Source organism: Streptomyces cellostaticus (genome assembly GCF_023630175.1).
Lineage (GTDB): Bacteria > Actinomycetota > Actinomycetes > Streptomycetales > Streptomycetaceae > Streptomyces > Streptomyces cellostaticus_A.
Genome location: NZ_JALLIN010000017.1, coordinates 92,538 through 113,436, shown reverse-complemented (window position 1 = coordinate 113,436; position 20,899 = coordinate 92,538). Strand labels below are relative to the sequence as shown.

At 74.0% G+C, this 20,899-nt stretch carries 15 protein-coding genes; 6 read left to right on the top strand and 9 right to left on the bottom strand.

The features are described from left to right. Positions 1–466 precede the first annotated feature (466 nt). Positions 467–2,611, top strand: a complete 2,145-nt coding sequence (locus MXD57_RS13500; RefSeq protein ID WP_250401623.1) for a protease pro-enzyme activation domain-containing protein — start codon at positions 467–469, stop codon at positions 2,609–2,611. Between the two features lie 197 nt (positions 2,612–2,808). Beyond that, a complete protein-coding gene (locus MXD57_RS13495; protein WP_250401622.1) occupies positions 2,809–3,750 on the top strand; it encodes a hypothetical protein in 942 nt (313 codons plus the stop codon). Between the two features lie 137 nt (positions 3,751–3,887). On the opposite strand, the gene MXD57_RS13490 is transcribed toward MXD57_RS13495, so the two are convergent. Beyond that, positions 3,888–4,649, bottom strand: a complete 762-nt coding sequence (locus MXD57_RS13490; RefSeq protein WP_250401621.1) for a thioesterase II family protein — start codon at positions 4,647–4,649, stop codon at positions 3,888–3,890. Positions 4,650–4,808: 159 nt separating this feature from the next. On the opposite strand from MXD57_RS13490, the gene MXD57_RS13485 reads away from it, so the two are divergent. Then, the gene (locus tag MXD57_RS13485; protein ID WP_250401620.1) at positions 4,809–5,810 is read left to right on the top strand and encodes a DUF389 domain-containing protein; all 1,002 of its coding nucleotides are present in this window, start codon (positions 4,809–4,811) and stop codon (positions 5,808–5,810) included. A 737-nt stretch (positions 5,811–6,547) separates the two neighbouring features. On the opposite strand, the gene MXD57_RS13480 is transcribed toward MXD57_RS13485, so the two are convergent. The 6 genes from MXD57_RS13480 to MXD57_RS13455 all read right to left on the bottom strand — a co-directional run bounded on the left by MXD57_RS13480 (position 6,548) and on the right by MXD57_RS13455 (position 12,865). Next, the gene (locus MXD57_RS13480; RefSeq protein ID WP_250401619.1) at positions 6,548–7,996 is read right to left on the bottom strand and encodes a PepSY-associated TM helix domain-containing protein; all 1,449 of its coding nucleotides are present in this window, start codon (positions 7,994–7,996) and stop codon (positions 6,548–6,550) included. 397 nt (positions 7,997–8,393) lie between these two features. Further along, positions 8,394–8,981, bottom strand: coding sequence for a copper resistance CopC family protein (locus tag MXD57_RS13475; RefSeq protein WP_250401618.1), 588 nt, complete (start codon positions 8,979–8,981; stop codon positions 8,394–8,396). Continuing rightward, positions 8,960–9,613 (bottom strand): superoxide dismutase family protein, encoded by a 654-nt coding sequence (locus tag MXD57_RS13470; protein WP_250401617.1) that lies wholly within the window; start codon positions 9,611–9,613, stop codon positions 8,960–8,962. Before MXD57_RS13470 ends, MXD57_RS13475 begins: the two co-directional genes overlap by 22 nt. A gap of 141 nt (positions 9,614–9,754) precedes the next feature. Further along, positions 9,755–10,534 (bottom strand): hypothetical protein, encoded by a 780-nt coding sequence (locus MXD57_RS13465; protein ID WP_250401643.1) that lies wholly within the window; start codon positions 10,532–10,534, stop codon positions 9,755–9,757. A 759-nt stretch (positions 10,535–11,293) separates the two neighbouring features. Then, positions 11,294–11,896 carry a sigma-70 family RNA polymerase sigma factor gene (locus MXD57_RS13460; RefSeq protein WP_250401616.1) on the bottom strand — a complete coding sequence of 201 codons (603 nt, stop codon included), beginning with the start codon at positions 11,894–11,896 and terminating at the stop codon, positions 11,294–11,296. Between the two features lie 225 nt (positions 11,897–12,121). Then, positions 12,122–12,865 (bottom strand): hypothetical protein, encoded by a 744-nt coding sequence (locus MXD57_RS13455; protein WP_250401615.1) that lies wholly within the window; start codon positions 12,863–12,865, stop codon positions 12,122–12,124. Between the two features lie 668 nt (positions 12,866–13,533). Between MXD57_RS13455 and MXD57_RS13450 the strand changes: the two genes are divergently transcribed. Next, positions 13,534–14,670: a ferritin-like domain-containing protein gene (locus MXD57_RS13450; RefSeq protein ID WP_250401614.1), complete on the top strand. Its 1,137-nt coding sequence runs from the start codon at positions 13,534–13,536 to the stop codon at positions 14,668–14,670. A gap of 150 nt (positions 14,671–14,820) precedes the next feature. On the opposite strand, the gene MXD57_RS13445 is transcribed toward MXD57_RS13450, so the two are convergent. Further along, a complete protein-coding gene (locus MXD57_RS13445; RefSeq protein ID WP_250401613.1) occupies positions 14,821–16,869 on the bottom strand; it encodes a SpoIIE family protein phosphatase in 2,049 nt (682 codons plus the stop codon). Positions 16,870–17,754: 885 nt separating this feature from the next. On the opposite strand from MXD57_RS13445, the gene MXD57_RS13440 reads away from it, so the two are divergent. Next, positions 17,755–19,434: a chloride channel protein gene (locus MXD57_RS13440; protein WP_250401642.1), complete on the top strand. Its 1,680-nt coding sequence runs from the start codon at positions 17,755–17,757 to the stop codon at positions 19,432–19,434. A 101-nt stretch (positions 19,435–19,535) separates the two neighbouring features. After that, positions 19,536–19,781, top strand: coding sequence for a hypothetical protein (locus tag MXD57_RS13435; RefSeq protein ID WP_250401612.1), 246 nt, complete (start codon positions 19,536–19,538; stop codon positions 19,779–19,781). Positions 19,782–19,860: 79 nt separating this feature from the next. Here the strand turns inward: MXD57_RS13435 and MXD57_RS13430 are convergent, their stop codons facing one another. Next, on the bottom strand, positions 19,861–20,556 hold the full coding sequence (locus MXD57_RS13430; protein ID WP_250401641.1) for a hypothetical protein: 696 nt from the start codon (positions 20,554–20,556) through the stop codon (positions 19,861–19,863). Between the last annotated feature and the right edge of the window lie 343 nt (positions 20,557–20,899).

Sequence of the window (20,899 nt, the reverse complement as noted above, 5' to 3'; positions counted from 1 at the left end):
TGGCCTCTCGCACCGCTCGTTGCGGGGGCCGGGCTGGCGACGACGGGCGGGGCAGGGTGCGGGGTACCGGTGATCCGCTTCGGCCGATCGGTTCGTCCGCCTCGACGCCTCCGCGGGCGGACGGGCCACGCCGGCTCTCACGTACGCCGCCGTACGCCGGCGGCCCACCGGACCGCGCCCGGCCCCATGGGGACGGCCGGCAGCGGATCACCGGCACCCCGGCCGCCGGCACACGGAAGGCCTGCTTCGATGCGTGATCCGTTCGGCGCCCCGAGCCGGGCCGTCCGGGTCTCCCGGACCGGGAGCGGCGCCCGCGACGCCACCGGGACGGAACCTCACTGTATATGAACGGTTGACTGTTCTTTGGGAATTCATTGTCTGAACATGGTCAAGTTTCACGCGATTCCTTGCGAGGTTCATCTCTGCGTTCCACCCCACGGGACGCACACATCCAGGAGGACCCCGCGTGATATCCCGTCACCTCGCTGCCACAGCGGCGGCGTTCGCGCTGCTACCACTGAGCATCACGGCGCTCTGCGCCACCAGTGCCGACGCAGCGTCCAACCCGCGCGTCCCGCTCCCCCAGACCGTGAACCCCTCGGTCGCCCATTCCCATCGGATCGGCGCCCTCCCGGCCGAGCAGAAGCTCTCGGTCTCGGTGAGCCTCAAGCTCCGCGACCCGGCCGGACTCGACCGCTTCCTCACGGCGGTCAGCACCCCCGGATCGCCCGAGTACGGTCACTACCTGACCCCGGCCCGGTTCGCGGCGCGTTACGCGCCCACCAAGGCCGCCGTGAACAGCGTCCGGAACTACCTGCGCGGCCAGGGCCTGACCGTCACCGGCGTCAGCCGCAACCGCCAGGTCGTGTCGGCCACGGGCACGGCAAGCAAGATCAACAAGGCGTTCGGCACCCACGAGAACACCTACCTCGACACGGCGCGCCACCGTCACTTCTACGCCAACGACAAGGCGGCCACGCTGCCGTCCGACGTCGCGGCCGTGGTCCAGGGCGTCTCCGGTCTCGACAACCACACGGTGCGCCACCACAACCTGGCCCGTCCGGCCGCCGCCCCCCGGGCGACCTCCGGCGGTCTCGGCCCCAGCCAGTACAACGGCGCGTACCGCTTCGACAAGCTCGGCGCCGACGGCACCGGCCAGACCGTCGCCCTCTGGGAGTTCGACGGCTACAAGAAGAGCAATCTGACCACCTACGACAGCCAGTACGGCCTCACCGGGCCTTCCGTCAGCACCGTCTCGGTCGACGGCGCCGCCTACGACAGCTCGCCCGGCGACGGCCAGGGCGAGGTCGAGCTGGACAGCGAGATCGTCCGCGGAGTCGCCCCCAAGGCCACCCAACTGATCTACGAGGCGCCGAACTCGGACGCGGGCGAGGTCGACATGGCCGCCAAGATCGTCTCGGACAACCGCGCCTCGGTCATCTCGATCTCCTGGGGCTCCTGCGAGCCGGACACCACGTCCTCCTCGATGACCTCGGTCAACAACTCCTTCAAGCAGGCCGCGGCCCAGGGCATCAGCATCTTCAGCGCCTCCGGCGACGACGGCTCCCGCGACTGCACCCGCAGCACCAGCGGGTCGTCGGTCAAGGCCGTGGACTTCCCCGCGTCCAGCCCGTACAACACCGCGGTCGGCGGTACCAACCTGTCGGTCTCCGGCACCAGTTACGGCTCCGAGCGGGCGTGGAGCACCAGTGGCGGCGGCGTCTCGACCGTCTTCTCCAAGCCGTCCTGGCAGACCGGCACGGCGACCAAGCGCACCGTGCCCGACGTCGCCTCCAACGCCGACCCGGCGTCCGGCTTCGCCATCTACACGGTCGGCGGCTGGCAGGTCTACGGCGGCACCAGCGCCGCCGCCCCGCTGTGGTCCGGTTACGCGGCGCTGTACAACCAGAAGGCCGCAGCGGCCGGGAAGGCCGCCCTGGGCGAGGTCAACCCCAAGATCTACTCGGTGGCGAGCGGCAGCGGCTACGCCTCGGCCCTGCACGACATCACCTCGGGCAGCAACCAGGACTACAGCACCGCCACCGGCTACGACCGGGTCACCGGCTGGGGCTCCCCGATCGCCGACGGCCTCACCAGCGCCCTGATGGGCGGCACCGGCGGCAGCGGCGGTGGCACCTGCACCGCCGCCCAGCTACTCGGCAACACCGGCTTCGAGACCGGCACCGCCGCGCCGTGGTCCGCCTCGTCCGGCGTGGTGGACAACTCGTCCTCCGAGGCCGCCCACGGCGGCTCCTGGAAGGCCTGGCTCGGCGGCTACGGCAGCACCCACACGGACACCCTCTCCCAGAACGTGACCATCGCCTCCGGGTGCAAGGCCACCTTCTCCTTCTGGATGCACATCGACACGGACGAGAGCACCACCGGCACCGCCTATGACAAGCTCCAGGTGCAGGTGCTCAACTCGAGCGGCTCGGTGCTCGGCACCCTTGCCGGCTACTCCAACCTGAACGCCAACTCCGGCTACGCCCAGAAGTCGTTCGACCTCTCGGCCTACGCGGGCAAGACGATCGCGCTGAAGTTCACCGGCACGGAGGACTCCTCGCAGCAGACGAGCTTCGTCATCGACGACACCGCCCTGAACGTCTCCTGACGTTCCCTCCGACGCCCCGCCGGGGAAGGCCACGGACGCCTGCCCCGGCGGGTGCCTCGTTTTGTCGTGGGCATTCTCATAGTGGGTATGCCGTGACCCGCACACCCCGCATTGCGTACTGTCCTTCCCACTCGGTGGTGCGGGCCGGAATCGGACCGGTGCCCCTCAGGTCCGCCGGGTGGGGGGAGAGGACGGTCATGGCACCGCCGCAGCAACTCGAGGAGCCGGCGAGACCGGTCCTGCCACGGCACGCCACCTTCGCGGACACCCTGCACGCAGCCATCGAGGCCAGCGGCCTGAGCCTGGACCGCATCCGGCACGCCCTGGCCGCACGCGGCGTCCGCATCAGCGTCACCACGCTCAGCTACTGGCGACGTGGCCGCAGCCAGCCCGAACGGGCCCCGTCCATGGTCGCGGTGGAACTGCTCGAAGAGGTGCTGGAGCTGCCCTCCGGCACCCTCAGGGCCCTGCTGGGACCGCCCCGCCCCCGTGGCCGGTACGCGGCACCGCCGGCCGCCGAACGCCTCCACCCCACCGAACTGTGGCCCGGTGAACAGTGGATCGCGGAGGTCTGCGACGAACTGGGGGTCACCCTCGGCGACGACCTGGAGCGGCTCAGCATGCACGACGTGCTGCAGGTGCCCTCCGGTCCCGGGGAGTGCGTGCTGCGCATGAACCAGGTGGTGCGGGCCGGCGCCAACGGCGTCTCCCGCTGTCTGGTCGTCCACGCCGCCGACGAGGACACCGACGAGCTTCCCCGGATCGGCGCGGTGCGCCACGCCCGCCTCGGCCGAGTCCGCCGGGAGCCGACGACGCGTATCGTCGCCGCGGAGCTGCTGCTCGACATGCCCCTGAGCGCCGGTGACACCGCCGTGTTCGAATACGAGGTGCGGTTCTCCGCGAACAGCCCGGCCACCTGCTATGGACGCCGCTTCCCGGTACCGGTGCGGCAGTACGTGCTCCAGGTCCAGTTCACCCCCGGCGCCACCCCCGCCCACTGCTACCGCTACGAACGCGACCCGGGCTCCGACGTCGACCGGACCCGCCGGCAGCTCTGGCTCGGCGCCTCGGCCGGCGCCCACCTGGTCTCCCTGGACCAGCAACCGGGCCACGCCGGAATCCGCTGGGAATGGCAGTGACACCCCTGCCGCGCACCCGCCGCTGAGCGCCCCCCGGGCCGGGCGGTCGGCGGTGCCGCCCCGTGACACGGAGACCGGGCCGGGCCCGGCGCTGCGGGGTCGGGCGGGCCCCTTCCGCGCGGCGCCGGGCCGGGGTTTCAGGGAGCCAGTACGGCGGCCAGCGGTGCCATGTCGTCACGGAAGTAGAAGTGACCGCCGGCGAAGGTGTGCCGGCGCACGGGCGCGGTGCTGTGCCGCTCCCACGCGTCGAGCTGCTCCGGGGTGACGCTGTCGGCCTCGCCGCCGAGGACGACGAGCGGGACCGGAAGCGGACCGGACTCCCGGTACCGGTGGTTCTCCAGCAGGGCGAAGTCGGCGCGGAACGCGGGCAGCAGCAGCGCCAGCAGGTCGGGGTCGGCGGCGATCTGCGGCGGGATGCCGCCGTAGCGCTCCTTCAGGACCGCGACCAGGTCCTCGTCCGGCAGGGCGGAGAGCCGGGCCCCGCGGCGCGGCAGGTGGGGAGCCGGGAACGCCGAGACGACCAGCCGTTCGGGCAGCGGCCGTCCCCGGGCGGCCAGCTCGCGCGTCACCTCGTAGGCGACCAGCGCGCCGAGGCTGTGTCCGAACAGGTCGTAGGGGGCGACGAACTCCGTCTCCGCCAGCAGGCCGTGGACCAGGCCGTGCAGGTCGGTCAGGGCCGGTTCGGCGGCGCGGCTGCCGCGTCCCGGCGGGCAGACCCCGTAGACCTGGGTGCCGCTCAGGTACTGGCCCCAGCGGACGTACTCGCCCGGGAGCCCGCCCGAGTGGGGAAAGCAGTACAGATGACGCTCGGGGGTCACCGTGAGGGGGCGGCCGTTCAGCCAGGGGTTGCGCCCGAAGGGAGTGCCGCCGAGCAGCGGGACGGGAGGGGGCGTGGTCATGAGGAGTTCTCCTTGGCCTTGACGGGAGCGCCGGCCCCGCGAGTACGGGCCGGCCGGCGGTGGACCGGTGTCACCGCCGACGGACCCAAGAAGCCGTACTTGGGCGCGCGAACCGTGTCCTGCCCACCACCGGCACGCCTCCGTGGTTGGTTGAGGGGCATGCTCAGCCGCGTTCGCGCCCTCATTCTGCCCACCTCCCAGCGCCGCTCGTTGGACGAACTGGCGCTGGACCTGGACCTGTCGTCCGGGGACACCAGGTCCAAACGATCGGCCTTCTGGACCATGCTGACCCTGTCGTCGGTCATCGCGGCCGGCGGGGTGCTCACGGACTCGACCGCCACCGTCATCGGCGCGATGATCATCGCGCCGCTCTCGACCCCGATCATGGGCATCGCCCTGGGCTCGGTCCAGCGCCGGCGGACCGGATCGGTCCGGGTCGTCCTGGCCGCGTGCGCGCTGGTGATCGCGGTCGGTGCGGTGTTCGCCCTGTTGCTCCCCGGCAACTACGACCTGCTCTCGAACAGCCAGATCGCGTCCCGCACGTCACCTGGGCTGATGGACCTGGTGGCCGCCCTCGCGACGGGTTTCGCCGGCGCGGTGGCACTCGCCCGGCGGGACGTCGGCAGCGTGCTGCCCGGGGTCGCGATCGCCATCTCCCTCGTCCCGCCGCTCGTCGTGGTCGGAGTCTGCCTCGCGCACCTGGCGGGCTGGCTCGCGCTGGGCGCACTGGTGCTGTTCGTGTCCAACCTCTTCGCCCTGGTCTTCGGCGGCATGATGATCTTCGGCGCGCTCAGCTACGGCGCCCGGCACGACCAGGCCACCGGGCGGCCCGGACGCCGGGCCTACGCCGTCCTGGGCGTGCTGTTCGTCGTCGTGTTCGTTCCCCTGGCGGCCAACACCGCGCTGACGCTCCTGATCAACACCTGGACCAGCCGGACCAGGGCCGCGGCGCAACAGTGGCTCGCCGACTCGCCCGGCGCATCGGTCACCGGTGTCGACACGGCGTCCCGCACGATGCAGATCCACGTCCGCTCCCCCGAAGACCTCCCCCCGGTGCGGTCCCTGCTCGAACGGCTGGCCGGCCGGATCCCGAACGGCATCCCGGTCGTGGTGGACACCCAGCGCGGCCAGCGCATCGACGCCGGAACCGTCGGCGACTGAGCGCTCCTCGGACACCGCGTGACGACGGGCCGCCGGCGCGTGCCCGGTCGGTCAGAAGGGGGCGGTCCAGCCACTGCCGGACGTCCAGCCGCGTCGATGGCGTCAAGGTACGCTCCGGCCGCCTCGTCGATCCGCTGCTCGGCGACCAGACCCGCGGCCTGCACCATGCGCGCCTCCCACTCGACCACGGCGCGTTCCTCCGAGCCGATACGGGGTAACTCGCGCAGCGCGAGGTCCAGTGGCTCGCACCACGCGGGGTCCTGCAGCGCCTGCCGTGCCCTGGCCTGGAGCATCCGGGCGAAGGCCGCCCGGTTGGCGCGTCCCACGGAACTCGCCAGTTCCGCCGCCCCTCCCGCGGCCTCGGCCGCACGGCCGTACTGCTGGTCGTCGTAGAGCGCGGATGCCGTGGAGATGGCCTGGTGCAGGGCGCGGGCAGTGGTGATCCGCTTTATCAGGGACATGTCTTCCGGCAGCCGCCTTCCTGCGTCGCGCTGCACGGAATCTACTGCCGCCACGGGGAACTCCGCTGACATATGGCCATATTGGCTGCGCCCCCGCCGTCACCGGACCAGGGCCCGGGCACCCGGCCGTGCGGTCCCTCCGGGTCCCGGACCCGGCGTCCACGACGTCCACTCCCCCGCGTCCCGAGCGCCGAGGAGGCCGCCGAGCCGCTCCGCACGGCTCACGAGGCCGTCGCCCGGGTCGTGGCACGGCACGCTCCCCGGCCCGGGCGGCGGTCAGTCCGTGGAGGTGGATCCGGCCGTACGGCGGCTCCGAAGGGCTCCGACGGCCAGGTCGACGACGAGGAAGGCGGCCAGTGGCACGCCGAACAGGGGGAGGGCCCAGCCGAGTCCGGCGGCCACGACGACGCCGAGGGCGACGGTCCAGGACGGCAGGGTGCGCCAGGCTCCGCGGGCCGGCGGGGCGCCGAGGACGGCACGGCGGTCGGAGCGGGTGGGGCGGCGCTGCCACCACATGCGGTACCCCCAGACCGTCACGCAGATCAGGCCGACCGCGAGGAGAGCGAGGAGGATCTGGTTGACCGGTCCGAGGAGGGTGCCCATGTGGGCGTTGATGCCCCAGCGGGTGAGCTTGGCCATGACCGGCCAGTCGGCGAAGTCGACCCGGTCGGTCACCCGGCCGGTGGCCGCGTCGACGGCGACGCTGTCGCGTCCGACCGGCCAGAGGTCGCGGGTCTGCGTCACGGTCCAGGCGCCGGCGCCGTCCTGGGGCACCGCGACCTCCACCGGCCCGCCGAGGCCGTCGTTGCGAGCCGCCTTCAGCACGTCGTCCATCGCCGCCGGGTCGACGCCCTTCGTACCGGAACCCGTCGCGCCGGCCGTGAGGGTGGTGGTCACCGCGGGCGTGTGGGAGTGCAGCGCGTCCAGCGCCTCGCCGAAGTTCGCTCCGGCGTAGCGCGACCACGTCAGGCCGGTGGCCGAGAGGCCCAGCAGGCCGACGGAGAGCCAGAGTCCGGTCGCGGCGTGCCAGCCGCGCGTACGCCGCACCCCCTTCTTCGCCGCCCGGTCCGGCAGCAGCAGACGGCGAGCGGTCCGTTTGCCGTGCCGGCGTCGCCACCACAGGACCAGACCGCCGAGGACGAGCACCCACAGCCAGCTCGCGGCGATCTCCGAGTAGTACCGGCCGGCGGTCCCGAGGTTCAGATCGCGGTGCAGGCCGTCCAGCCACGTGGTGAGCGGGGTCTCGGCGTACCAGGTGGTGAGCTGTCCCCTGACCTTGCCCGTGTACGGGTCGACGTAGACGGTGTGGGTCTTCTCCCCGAGCTCGGGCAGCGCGAAGTCCACCTGTGTGGTGCCGTCGCCGCTTCCCGGGCGTACGGCCGTCAGGGTGCCCTTCGGGTGCTCCGCCCGTGCGGCGGCCACCTGTTCGGACACCGGCCGGGCGCTGTCGCCCTCGCGGGCGACGTGGAGCTCCTGGCCGTAGACGAGCGAGTCCAGTTGGGGCGTGAAGGTGTACAGCAGGCCGGTGACCGCCGCGACCAGCAGGAACGGCGCCACCAGGATCCCGGCGTAGAAGTGCAGCCGTGCCACCAGGGCGCCCGGGCCCCCCGGTCGCCGGGCGGGAACCGGTGCGGCCGGTCCCGTGACCGTCGCGGTGGCCGCGGCCTCGGCTCCGTCACCGGCTGGTGCGGGCGGGCCGGACTTCTCGGAGTCCGTGGATGTCATGGGTATACCTCGTGCTGGGGGCGGCGGTGCGGGGCACGCGTGCCGGACGGTCGACGCGCGGCGGCCGGACCGCCGTGACGTCACTGCAGCGGCCCGAGTCGGCCGCTGTCCTGAGGCAGTCGGACGGCGGGGCGCCCCGGTTCCCGGGTGAGCGCTCGAATCTCCTTCGGCGGCCGGGCCGGTGAGCCGGGAGTGACGTACCGGCCGTCGGCGGGTGCGGGCCGTTCCCACGTGCCGGCACAGGTCGCCCCTTGGCCGCCGGCCGTGGCGGCCAGGACTCCGCGACCGCCGCCGTGGGCCGGTGGCGGAGTCCTGGCCACGGCACCGGCGATCGCCGCGACCTGGCGGCCCCGGACCGGACTCCCGTGCACGGCGGTACGGGAGTCCGGGTACCAGGTCACCCCGCGGCGCCCCCCTCCCGTGCTCTGCGGCGCCGCAGCGTGCGGACGGCGAGGAATCCGCCGCCCACCGCCACGGCGGCCGTTCCCGCGACGGCGGCGGTCGCCGCGGTGGCGCCCAGGCCCCCGGCGGAGTCCGGGCCTGCCGCCTGCGGGGCGGGCAGGCTCAGCTGCGCGCAGGCCGCCGGGGTTCCGGCGGGCTCGGTGCCGTCGGCGGCCTCGAACTGGTAGGCGTTGGTCTGGGCGTCACCGTCTCCCGCGGTGACCGTGTAGGTGAGGGTGATGACGCCCGCGGGCAGCGGCGACACGGCGGCACAGGCCGTGGTCCTGTCGGTGACGACCGGCTGCCCGACCGGGATCTCCTCGCCGTCCGGTCCCATCACCCTGATCCTCGGCGCGATGCCGGGCGCCAGGCCGCCGAAGGTCAGCGCCACCACCTCGGTTCCGGCGCCGACGGTGGCACCGGGGGCGGGTGCGGCCTTCTCCAGCGCGGTGTGCGCGTGTGCGGGTGCGCCGCCCAGGAGCAGCAGCGCGCCCGCACAGGCGGCGGGTCCGGCCGTCGTCGTCAGAAGTCGAAGTCGGCGCATGCTATCCGGTTGTCCTGTGCCTCGTTGGGGTGGACGACGAGGGCGACCGCGTCCTTGCCGGTCTTGCGGGAGTTGGTCACCGTGGTCATGCCCATACCGGACTTGTCGGCGGTGAACATGAGGTGGATCTCGTTCGGGGGCTTGGCCGGGCCGCCCTTGTCGAACCGGAAGTGCGCCCCGCCGTTGCCGTCCGAGCAGTGCTGGGCGTGCAGGTGGGCCATGTAGACGTGCCCCGGTTCGAGACCGGTCAGGGAGACGGTGACCGTGGAGCCCTTGGAGCCCTGCGCCAGCCAGGCGGTGCCCTTGACGTCGTCCATGCCCGGCGGACGGGTGTCCAGCAGGGTGAAGGTGCCCTTCGTCACGGCCGCCCCGGGCATCTTGTAGGCGGGGGTGGCCGAAGGGTCGCCCATCGCCTTGTCGGACATGCCCTGCATGCCGTGGGCGGTGGACGAGGCGGATGCTCCGCCGTGGGCGGAGGCGTGGGTGTCCGAGTCCCCCGAGCAGCCGGTGAGCAGGGCGGTCAGGGTGGCGGCGAGGACGGCGCCTAGGGCCGGCCGGGAGGCTCGGCGCAGGGGCCGGCGCGCCGGCGGGGAGTCGGTCGCGGATGGGGGGACGAACGTGACGTGCTGCATGGGAATCCCGATCGAAGCATGGGGGCACGCGCCGCCGCCGGGCGGACGCGCGCGTGCCGGGCCTGGGTGGACAGGAACACACGGGGCGGGTGGCGGCAGCGCGCGTGCACCGGTCCGGTCGGCCCGGGCGGACCCGGAGGATCAGGAACGCAGGGCGGACGACGGGCCGCGGGACACGCGAGGGACTGCCGGACCTTCCCGTGGCGGCCCCCTGCGGACGACGGCGTGTCTGAGCGCGGCGAGAGCCGTGGGCGAGGCGGGGACGGTGTCCGGTGCCGGACGGCCCGCGCGAGCCGGGCGATCGAGGGCGGCGTGCCCGAGCAGCCGGCCCACGCGCCCCAGCGGCGCGAGGAGCACGACCGCGAGCACCCGTCCCAGCCGGTACATCGCCGCCTCGCCGCGCCAGAGCCACACCCCGCACACGACGGCGGCGAGAAGGTGCGCCAGGAACATCGCGGCGGCGCCGTGGTCGGCCGCGGGGAGCGTGGACAGGCTGTGGGAGGCGCCTGCCGTACCGCGGTGGGCCGGGGCCGCGCCCGGACCGGAGTGGTCCATGTGCATGACCATTCCGGAAGGGGAGAACGTCATCGCGTGGTCCGTGCCGGACGCCGATCCGGCCACCGGCACGCGTCCCGGCCCGTGAGCCATCGCGTGAGCCAGGTCGAACAGCGAGTGCAGCAGCCCCTGCGCGACGGTCGTGGCACCGACCACGGTCCCGGGGCCGCGTTCCCTGACGGTCAGCCACCGTCCGGCCGAGACGGTCCCCGTGAACGCCACCCCCAGCGCCCACCAGGGCAGCAGGTCGCCGGACATCAAGGCGTGCCCCAGTGCGGTCACCACCACGCAGACGGCCGCGAAGACCGCCGCCGACAGCGCGCGCGGGAGACCGACGCGTTCTCCGGCCGACGCCACGCGGGGCATCGGACGCGCCGCGCCGCGCCGACTCCGGGACACCGGTCAACTCCTCCTGTCGATGGACTCATCGCCTCTTACGGACGGGAGGGGCCATTCATTCAGCCGCGCGGGCGTCCGCCGCGAGCGGCCCGGCCGCGTACGTGATCCGCACGGCGCCGTCGGCGTGGCGTGCGGTGCTCGCGCGGGGGCCGTCGGCGGCCGGCCGGGTCCGAGGAGCACGCTGCCGGTCGGCAGCGGGGGGTTGGAGCCGCCCCGGCGAGTGCGAGCCGGCGGCTCTCGACGAGCGCGAAAACGGCCGTCCGGGGTGGGCGCGAGTGCGGCGCCGAGCGGGGCGGACGAGCCGGGCCGGGCCGCCTCGGGGGCGTGCACCGGTAGAACCCCGGGAGCGGGATCCCGCCGGTGCCCGGCCGGCGCACCGCCGACGCCGGATCGGCGAAGGCGGTCACGCGGGCCGTCCGCCGGGAGGAGCCTGCGCTCGGGCATGCGTTCCACGCGTGGGACGGAGTCCGCGCCGCGCTCGTCCCTGATCACCGCGAAGGACCTCTCGGGTGTCATGCGGGCTCCTCCTGACCGCTGCCGTCGGCGCGGGCCGCCGGGCCGGTGTCGCAGTAGTAGTCGGGGCGGGAGGACCATGAGTTCCCGTGACATTACGTCAGTTCCACGCAGCGGCAAGGGACTCGCCCCTCGCGCCGGGTCCCGGCGGCACGGCCCGGTCGAGGACCGTGCCGCCGGGGACGGAGACGGCATCGACGGCGCCCGGAGGCGTCAGGCGTCGAGGGCGCTCGCCGTCTCCGCGTCCCGCAGCAGCCGTTCCAGGGTCACGCGGGCCCGGGACACCCGGGAACGGACGGTGCCGACGGGACAGCCGGCGAATGCGGCCGCCTCCTCGTACGACACCCCGACCACCTGGGTCCACAGGAACGCCTCCCGGCGTTCCTCGGGCAGGCTTCGCAGGAGGTCGAGCAGGGCGACGCCGTCGTCGAAGCCCGGCAGGCCGCGGGGCTGGGCGCCCTCCACCGCCGCCTGCCAGTCGACGGCGTCCGCGATCCGGGGGCGGACCGCGGCGCGGCGCAGGCTGTCGGCGACCGCGCGGCGCGCGATCGACAGCAGCCAGGTGCGGGCCGAGGCCCGGCCTTCGTAGCGGTGCAGGCTGCCGAACGCCCGCGCGAAGGTGTCCTGGGTCAGGTCGTGGGCGGTCCGGGGATCACCACTGAGGCGGGCCACGTAGCGCAGCACGTCACCGTGCAGGGCGCGCACGAAGTGCTCGGCCGCGTCGGGGTCTCCGCCGCGGGCGGCCAGCGCCCACGCGGTCGCCGCAGCGTCCACGGAGGCACGATCCGCCCGGGAAACGGGCATGACAGGGATCATCTCGTGATGTCCTTCTCGGGTCTTCCGGGGCCGGCCCGGCACAGGGCACGGCTCACCGGCGCATGGGTGCGCCCGTGCGCGGCGGCAGGGCGATGCGCGGAGCCCGTCGGGAACGGTCCGCCCGTGGCGGCGCGGGGGGTGTACCGGGTGCAGGAGTGGGGACACACCCGCGCCCGGGAACGCGGCAGGACGAGCGGACAGGGGGCTCCGGTGGATCCGGCTGCCTCAGCGGACAGCGGCACCCGCGGGCGGCCCCCGGAAGGTGAGGCAACCGCGCAGAAGCAGGCGCACCGGAGCCGGAGCGTCGACGGCGCGGCGCCTGTGCACACCAGGGCGGCGGAACGGCGTGGGCAGGGCTCCCAGCAGCCGCAGGGGCGCCGCCAGCCAGGCCGCCGTCGCCCGGAGAACGCGGAAGACGGCCCGCTCGCCGTGGGCGAGCCACAGCCCGCACAGGACGGCGGCCAGCAGGTGCGCGGCGAACATGCCGACCGAGGCCGCGCCGCTCATGTCGGCCATGTCGCGCATGCCGTGCACGGGGGCGAGGCCGGCCGTGCCGTGCACCGTGTGACCGCCCGAGCCCATGTCCATCCGGCCCATGGAGCCCATGCCCATGTGGCCCATGGCCCCCATGTCCGTCGAGCCCATCGACCCCGTGTCCATGGCTCCACTGCCCATGGCGGGGCGCATGCGGGGCAGGGTGGTGGGGCCGAGCGCCGACGACTGGGCCAGCGAGAAGGTCTCGTGGAGCACCGCCTGGGCCGCGGTCACGACCACGACGATCACGGTGCGGCCGCGCTCCCGCCCGGCCAGCAGCCAGCCTGCCACGCAGGTCCCGACCACTCCCGCGGCCATGGCCCACCAGGGGACGGGGGTTGCCGACATGGTCGCGTGGCCGAGAGCGGCGAGCAGCACGCAGGCGGCGGCGAACACGCCCGCCCGCGCTGTGCGGCACCACCCCGGGACAGTCATAGCCCGCTCATCCTCGCACCCGGGGACCGATCGTCGTCAGGGGGTACGTGGGAACCCCCTCCCTCCGACTCACCGACAAGGAAGTGTCACAACTCACAGCAGGCACACGGGAACTCGGGGACCACTGGGAGCGACCACCGCAGCGACACCGTACCGGCCCGCGCCACTGCGGCCGGGGCCCTGACCGGGCCGCCGCGTCGGAACTCCGGGGTGAACGGGCCGAGATCACCCGAACGCCACGCCTCCGAGGACCCGGGCACCGTCGGGTCGACGCCGCTCGGCGAGACGGCGGGGCAGTCGCCCGCCGCGTCGGCGTCGGCGCCGGTCACGTACCGGCGGGCCGTGTCGCCCTGTGCGTCGAACCTGGACCCGCCCCCGCGGGCTCGCTCCCACCGGCGACCAGGGACAGACCCACGGCGGAGCCGCGCCGCGTGGTCCGCCGGTCGCGCCCCGCTCCCCCGGGGCGCACCACGAGGACCTGCCTCACCGGGGCACCTCCATCGTCAGGTAGTCGGGGCCGACGGCCGCTCGGTTCCCGGGCCTGGGCCGTCGGCGTGGTGAGGCGCGACCCGGGCCGCGGGCGCCACGCGGGGACCTGGACGGGCTGCTAGCTTCGCGCACCTGGTTCGACGGCGGCGCCGGGATCACCGGCGGGTGCGGAGGTGGCGGTGGCGAGTGGACTTCCCGAGGAGCCGGCCGGTGTTCGTGTCCGGCGTCGCAGCGTCCTGGCGTCGGCCGCGTGGGCGGCGGGCACATCGGCCTCGGTGGCCGCCTGCACCCACGACTCCAGGGGCTCGGGGCCCGAACGGCACGCCCCACCGCGGCACGGGACCGTGGCCCGCCTGGTCGCCACCCCGGAGGAGCACCGCGGCGTCGACTGGCTCCGATCGGCCCTTCACGTGGCCGTGGAGATCGAGTTCTCCACCATCCCGCCCTATCTGTGCGGCTGGTGGTCCATCAGGAACCGCAAGTGCGACGCCGCGCGGCTGATCCGGCGCGTCATCTCCGACGAGATGTACCACCTCGGCATCGTCTGCAATCTCCTGGTGGGGTTGGGAGGCCGGCCGCGGATCAAGGAGTCGGCACCGGTCTACCCGGGTCCGTTGCCCGGCGGCGTGCACCCGGGGGTCAACGTGTACCTGTCGGGCTTGACCAAGGCACTCGTGCGGGACGTGATGATGGCCATCGAGGCGCCCGCGGCGCCCTTGACCGACCCCACGCGCGACGCCCTCAGCATCGGCCGCTTCTACGACGAACTGCTCAAGGCCTTCCGGGTGGTGGCACCCGACCTGTCCGTCGACCGGCAACTGCACGAGCACATCGGTGAGGACACCCTGAGACCGGCCAGGACCCTGGAGGACATCGAGCGCTCGATCGAGATCATCAAGGACCAGGGGGAAGGCACCTCCCGCTCCCCGGCCGACGGCTCGGGCGAGGGCCACATGGCGCACTACTACGCCTTCGCCGAGATCTACCACGGCCGGCAACTGCGGGAGACCGGCGGCGAGTGGCGGTTCACCGGGACAGCGGTCCCCTTCCCCGACGCGCGGCCCATGTCCGTGGTCCCGGCGGGCGGCTGGGACCGGCCGCCCGCCGGCGCCCGCCGGCTCCTGGACGACTTCGACAGCTCGTACACCGGGGTCCTGGAAGCACTCGACACGGCGTGGCACGAAGGGGACTCCCGTGGCCTCAGGACGGCCGTACGCCGCATGCGCGGGCTGGAGGATACCGCCGTGGACCTGATGGAGATGCCCGTCACCGGCACCGAGAAGACCTACGGCCCGCGGTTCCGCCCCAGCGGATGATCCACGCCGGCCGGAGAGCCTCCCGTGCGGTGCCCTACGGATCGGCCGTGCGACGCGGGTCGTGACCGGGTCCGGGCTCCGCGCGCCCGGACGGGGTGGCCGGAGCACGGTCGGCTCGGGCCCCCGGACCGACCGGCGCGGCGTCCGGTGTCACCGGCTGGGCCGGATGAGCAGCAGGGCGATGTCGTCGTGGTGCCGGGCGGAGCGCTCGGCGTGGCGGATGAGGCGGTCGGCGAGGCGGTCGAGGTCCTGGACCGGGCTCTGTGCGAGGTACCTGGCGAGGGCGTCGGTGGTGTCGTCGATGTCGAGGCCGGGGACTTCGACGAGGCCGTCCGTGTACAGGACGAGTACGGCGCCGGGCGGGAGGGCGACCCCGGTGGTGGGGTAGGCGGCGTCGGGGTCGATGCCCAGCAGGAGTCCGGGCGGCAGGCTCAGGACCTCCGCGTGGCCGTCGGGGTGGCGCAGCAGGGGTGGGGGATGTCCGGCGGTGGCGAGACGTACTCGCTGGTGGGTGAGGTCGAGCTGGGCGATCAGGCAACTGGTGAACAGGCCGGCGTCGAGGTCGGTGAGCAGGTGGTTGGTGCGGGCGAGGAGGTCGCCGGGGGAGGTGCCGGCGGTGGCGTGGGCGTGGACGGCGGTGCGGACCTGCCCCATCAGCGCGGCCGCGGCGGTGTTGTGGCCCTGGACGTCGCCGATCGCGGCCGTGGTGGCGGTCGGCCCGTTGATGAGGTCGTAGAAGTCGCCGCCGATCTCCATGCCGTGGCCGGCCGACTGGTAGCGGGCGACGACGTCCAGGCCGGGGACGCGGGGCAGCGCGGGGGGCAGCAGGCTGATCTGCAGGGTGTGGGCGAGGGCGTACTGGGCGTCGTAGAGCCGGGCGCGGTCCAGGGCCTGGGCGATCAGCCCCGCCAGGGAGGCCAGGAGAGCGCGTTCGGCCGGGTGGAAGGGGCGGGGCCGGTCGTAGGAGAGCGCGAGTGATCCGATGCCGCGGCCGGAGACGAACAGGGGCAGGAAGGCCCAGGCGTTCCTGGTCTCGTGGCGGGGTGCGTCGGGGTAGGCGCGCTGGAAGTCCGCGTAGCTGGGGAAGAAGACCGGTTCGCCCGTGACCCGTGCGTGCGCGGCCGGGGTGCGGGAGGTCAGGGGCATCCCGTCGAAGCGGTCGAGGAATTCGGTGCTGTAGCCGCGGTGGCCGATGATGTGCAGCCGGCCTTCCTCGGCGAGCATGAGGACCAGGCCCTGGGGTCCGAAGGCGGGCACGATCTGGCCGGCGACGACGTCGGTCACGTCGTGGATGGTCGCGGCCTCGGCGAGGGCGGCCGCCAGGTGGGTGAGGTGGTAGAGCCCCATGGACCCGACCGCCTCACCGGAGGGCGGAGCCTGCGCGGTGTCCGGCCGCCCGGGGGCGGGTGTGATGTGGACGCTGATGCCGCTGTCGTCGGGGTAGAGCTGGAAGAGCAGCGGCCTGTCCGGGGCGCGCACGGCGGTGAACGAGGTGGGCCGTCGGGTGAGCACCGCCGCTCGGTAGCTCTCCTCACCGACCGACGCGTGCAGCCATGGCAGTGCTTCCCAGGGCCGCCGGCCCGCGAGGGAGTCGGCGTCGGCGCCCACCAGATCGGCGCCCGCGGAGTTGATGAAGGTGAGCCGGCCGTCCAGGTCCAGTGCGCAGCAGCCCATGGGAAGCCGTTCGGTGAAGCCGAGCGCGGCCATGGCCTGGGCGGGGTCGGTGCCCTTGAGCGGTGCCGGGAGGTAGCGGGGTTCGCCCGGCGGCAGCAGCGGGTCGCCCTGGGCGGCGGCCTGCTCCAGCACCTGTGCCGTGCGCCGGCAGCACGCGGTGACGGCCTCACGCCGGTGCGAGGTCAGGCGCGGAGGATGTCCGACGGGCCACAGCAGTGCGATGCCTCCCCACACCTTGGTACCGCTGACGAAGGGAGCCGCGGCGAGCGTGAAGTCGTACGGCAGGACGAGGCCGAGCTGCGGGTAGCGGCGGGCCACCTCCTCCTGGCTGTCCAGCCAGATCGGACGCCGCCCGCGTATGGCGTCCGTGACCGGCGTCGACGCGGCCAGCGAGGCGCGGGCCCAGGGCGCGGCGATCTGCCAGGAAACCCCGGACAGCAGGGCGAGCCACAGCAGCCGGTCCCCGGGCGGCACCAGGTAGAGCAGTCCGGCCGACGCGCCGGTCTCGCGCATCACGTCGGCCATGAGGGCTTCCACCTGTTCCGAAGCTCGGTTCGGCCCCGCGCCGGGCGGCGACGACGGCACGGCCGCTACCCGGTCCTCGTGGCGGCCGCGCCGGCCGTGCGGGCGCGGCGGGCCCGCCCCACCGCCTCCTTCGTTCCGCCACCCGGCCCCGTGCCGCCGGGCGCCCGGAGGCACGGCCGTCCGCGCGGCTCGCGTTGCGGCGACGTGCCGGCAGGCATCCCGGCGAGCGCCGCCCTGGCGTGGGCACCCGAGTCCGCCCGGCCCGCGGCCGGCTCGTGCGGACGACGGCCCGCGGGTCCCCGGCGGGCACGCGGGCGGCCGGTACCCGGGGCCGCGCACCAGCGATCCCGGGGGTGACCATCACGGTGCATACCGTCCACCCGAGAACAATACGGTCGCGTGCTTCGGCAGCGGCTTTCCAACACACGACGTCCGTTCATCGGCACCGGTGGTCCTCCACTGCCTTTGCCGCCGTCGAGCCCGACGACGGCGGCTGACCGCGCGACGGACGGGGGTTCCGGCCGTCCGGGCCGACATCGCGGGGATCTCCGCGCACGACCGGCGGCCGTTCCGCACGGCGTGCTCGCGTCACCCCACCACGGCTCCCCCGAAGCCGACGTACTGGCAGGCGGCCCACCCCGCAGGCCGCCGCCCACGGACGCGGTGACCGTCCCGGAGGGAGGTCGCCCCGGGCCGGGGCCCGTCCCGAGGGGTGGACGACTGGCGCACCACCTCCCGAGTTTTGCATAATGCAAAAATAAGGAAGGGGAATCGATGAGTGGTGTACGGGCAACGGTGGATCGGAAACAGGGAGCGAGCGCGACGACGGTGAGCCGCGCGGCGACACCCAGGATCGCGGGGCTGCGGAACGCCCCGTGGGCCGTGATCACGCTGGCCGTGATGGTCGGGGCCGGAGCGGGTGCGGGCTCGGTGGTCTTCCGCTGGTGCATCACGACCTTCACCCGTCTGCTGTCCGGACACTCCGACTACGCCGCCGTTCCCGGCGCGAGCAATCCGCACGTGCCCTGGCTCGGCCCGTACTTCGTGCTCCTCGCCCCGGTCGTCGGCGGACTGCTGTACGGCCCCCTGGTGCAGCGTTTCGCCAAGGAAGCCCGCGGACACGGCGTACCCGAGGTCATGCTGGCCGTCGCCCAGCGCGGTGGGCAGATCAGTCCGAAGGTCGCCGTCGTGAAGACCCTCGCCTCGGCCCTGACCATCGGCTCCGGCGGCTCGGTCGGCCGCGAGGGGCCGATCGTGCAGATCGGCTCCGCGCTCGGCTCCACCCTCGGCCGGTTCACGAAGGCCACCGAGGGACGCACGAAGCTCCTGGTCGCGTGCGGCGCGGCGGGCGGCATCGCGGCCACCTTCAACGCTCCCCTGGCCGGTGTCTTCTTCGCCATGGAACTGATCCTGGGCACCTTCAGCGCGGAGGCGTTCGGCGCGACGGTACTGGCCAGCGTCACGGCGAGCATCATCGGCCGCGCGTCCTTCGGCGACGTGGCCTTCCTCAGCCTGCCCGCCTTCCATGTCGAGCACCTCGCGCAGTACGGCCTGTTCGCCCTGCTCGGCATCGTCGCCGCCGTCGTCGGCATGGGCTTCGCCCGGTTCCTCTACCTGATCGAGGACGCCTGCGACTGGCTCTGGCGCGGCCCGGAGTGGCTGCGCCCCGCGGCCGGCGGCCTCCTGCTCGGCCTGGTGCTGCTGGCGCTGCCCGAGATGTACGGTGTCGGCTACCCGGTACTGGAGAAGGCGACCGAGGGCGGCTACGCCATCGGCTTCCTCCTCCTGCTGCTGGTCGGCAAGATGCTCGCGACCAGCCTCACCATCGGTATCGGCGGCTCGGGCGGCGTCTTCGCGCCCAGCCTGTTCATCGGCGCGATGCTCGGCTCGGTCTACGGCATCGGCGTCCACCACCTGCTGCCCGGCACCGCCGGAGCGGTGGGCGCGTACGCCCTGATCGGCATGGGCGCCACCTTCGCCGGCTCGGCCCGGGCCCCGATCACCGCCGTGGTCATCCTCTTCGAGCTGACGGGCGAGTACTCGATCATCCTCCCCCTCATGCTGGCCATCGTGCTGGCCACCGTCACCAGCCGAAGCCTGTCCCGCGACACCATCTACACGCTCAAGCTCCGCCGTCGCGGCATCGACCTCGAAGGTCCCGCCCCCGGCGCCCCCATCGGCACCCAGCGCGTCGGCACCGTCATGGAGGCGCTGCCCTCCCCCCTGCCCACGACCACGGCCCTGGCGGACGCCGCGGATCTCCTGAGCCTCTCCGGCCATGGCGCGCTGCCCGTCGTGGCCGACACCGGAAAGTACGTCGGCGTGGTCACCGCCCAGGCGGTGGCCGAGGCCCTCGCGGAACAGCCGGACGCCGCCCCGAAGACGGTCGAGCAGCTTGCCGCGGCCCCCGCGCTCGTCACCACGGACCAGCCCCTCGCCCAGGCCCTGCACGCGCTCCTCTCGGCCGCCGGGACGGGGGTTCCCGTCCTGGACGAGGAGCGGGGCGAGCCGGTCGGCTGGCTCAGCCACCAGAGCGCGCTGCGCGCGGTGCACCGGACCGCGTGAGTCCGTCCCGGGCCGTGCGATCGATGCCCGAGCTTTACTTTTGCACCCTGCAAGAACGGATAGGAGGACCTCATCGGGAACTCACTCCAAGGAGGTGCACCGTGGACGCGAAGCACGTCCAGCGCGCTTACTCGTTCGTCTGCCTCGACTGCGGACACGGGTGGGAGAGCACGTACGACATCGATGTGACGGTGGACGACCACGAGCGGATCATCGCCACGTACCACCTCGACGGCGCGCTCGTTCCCTCACCCCTCCAGTCGCCGCGCTGCCCGGACTGCGAGGGCCGCAAGATCCGCATCATGCGACCGGGGCGGGTGGCGTCGGCGCGCCTGCACGAGCGGTGACGCGCCACCGGCGGCCGGGGCCCCGCGCCGCGGGGCCCACCGCCCGGACCACGGTCCGGCAGCGGCTCGCGGGGGCGCGTCAGCCGCTGTGTTCCGGCAGGTCGGGCGCGCTGGAGAGCCGGTACGAGCGCACCACGGCGGTCACGCTCGCGGCCATGAGGGCCGTGCCCCACGGGGCCAGGTCCCACCACGGCTGCGTCGCCCCGGACAGCCCTCGTGGCGACACCAGCCCCTCGGGGTCGTAGACGACGGCGAGCGCGTCACCCGGCCGCGTCGCCTCCCCGCAACCGCGCCAGATCGGGGCCTTGAAGGGTACGCCGTCGTGGTCCACGACCGCGCAGAGATAGCGGCCGTGGCCGCCGTTCGGCGGCCTGCCCTCCTCGACCGATGTCACCACCGCCGACTGCACCCGCCCCCGCTCCGCCAGCACCATGCCGGCGGCGGCCTGCGGGGTCTGGAGCGCGAGGCACACTCCGAGCAGGGCGGTGACGCCTATCAGCGCGCGGCCGGCCCCGACCGACGTCAGGTAGAGGGCCAGCGCGGCACCGCACACCAGCCCCGCTTCGCCGTCGGCCAGCGAGGCTCTGCCGGTCCAGGCGCCGAAGAGTGCCGCACCGATGATCGCGGCGTTGGCGACGGCCCCCACGAGGACGCCCTCCGCGACGAGCCATCCGGGCGGCAGCCCGACGAACTCCGCCGGCCCCCACACCGCGGCCCGCAGGTGCGCCATGAGAGACGACTCGGCGGCGGACGAGGGCCGACGCCGCCTGCGCATACGTGCCACGCCCCGCCCCTCCTGTCCCTGCCCGGCGACGCCCGCCGATGCTCGTCCGCTTGGCTTGCATTATGCAAAACATGGTGGAGGGAGGGAAAGGAGTTCGGGCGGCGCCCGGCCGGCCGGGTCCGCGTCGGACACGGTGCGCGGGTGGTCCGGCGGCGATCCGGCCGGGCGGGACGCTGCTCCGTACCGTCCGTCCCGGGCGCCTCAGGCCCGCCTCCGGCGCCCGGTGGAACGGGTCGGGCGCCGGCCGGCCGCTGGGTCGGCCGGAGCCGGCCGGCGACGGCCGCGGCGGCGGTCTCCGGCTCGGTCGCTCCGCGGTGCCGTACGGCGCCACCGG

Excerpts from the sequence above, each read along its gene's own strand:
- MXD57_RS13495 (WP_250401622.1), top strand. The coding sequence starts at position 2,809 with ATGGCACCGCCGCAGCAACTCGAGGAGCCGGCGAGACCGGTCCTGCCA.
- MXD57_RS13490 (WP_250401621.1), bottom strand. The coding sequence starts at position 4,649 with ATGACCACGCCCCCTCCCGTCCCGCTGCTCGGCGGCACTCCCTTCGGG.
- MXD57_RS13485 (WP_250401620.1), top strand. The coding sequence starts at position 4,809 with ATGCTCAGCCGCGTTCGCGCCCTCATTCTGCCCACCTCCCAGCGCCGC.
- MXD57_RS13480 (WP_250401619.1), bottom strand. The coding sequence starts at position 7,996 with ATGACATCCACGGACTCCGAGAAGTCCGGCCCGCCCGCACCAGCCGGT.
- MXD57_RS13475 (WP_250401618.1), bottom strand. The coding sequence starts at position 8,981 with ATGCGCCGACTTCGACTTCTGACGACGACGGCCGGACCCGCCGCCTGT.
- MXD57_RS13470 (WP_250401617.1), bottom strand. The coding sequence starts at position 9,613 with ATGCAGCACGTCACGTTCGTCCCCCCATCCGCGACCGACTCCCCGCCG.
- MXD57_RS13465 (WP_250401643.1), bottom strand. The coding sequence starts at position 10,534 with ATGCCCCGCGTGGCGTCGGCCGGAGAACGCGTCGGTCTCCCGCGCGCG.
- MXD57_RS13460 (WP_250401616.1), bottom strand. The coding sequence starts at position 11,896 with ATGATCCCTGTCATGCCCGTTTCCCGGGCGGATCGTGCCTCCGTGGAC.
- MXD57_RS13455 (WP_250401615.1), bottom strand. The coding sequence starts at position 12,865 with ATGACTGTCCCGGGGTGGTGCCGCACAGCGCGGGCGGGCGTGTTCGCC.
- MXD57_RS13445 (WP_250401613.1), bottom strand. The coding sequence starts at position 16,869 with ATGGCCGACGTGATGCGCGAGACCGGCGCGTCGGCCGGACTGCTCTAC.
- MXD57_RS13430 (WP_250401641.1), bottom strand. The coding sequence starts at position 20,556 with ATGCGCAGGCGGCGTCGGCCCTCGTCCGCCGCCGAGTCGTCTCTCATG.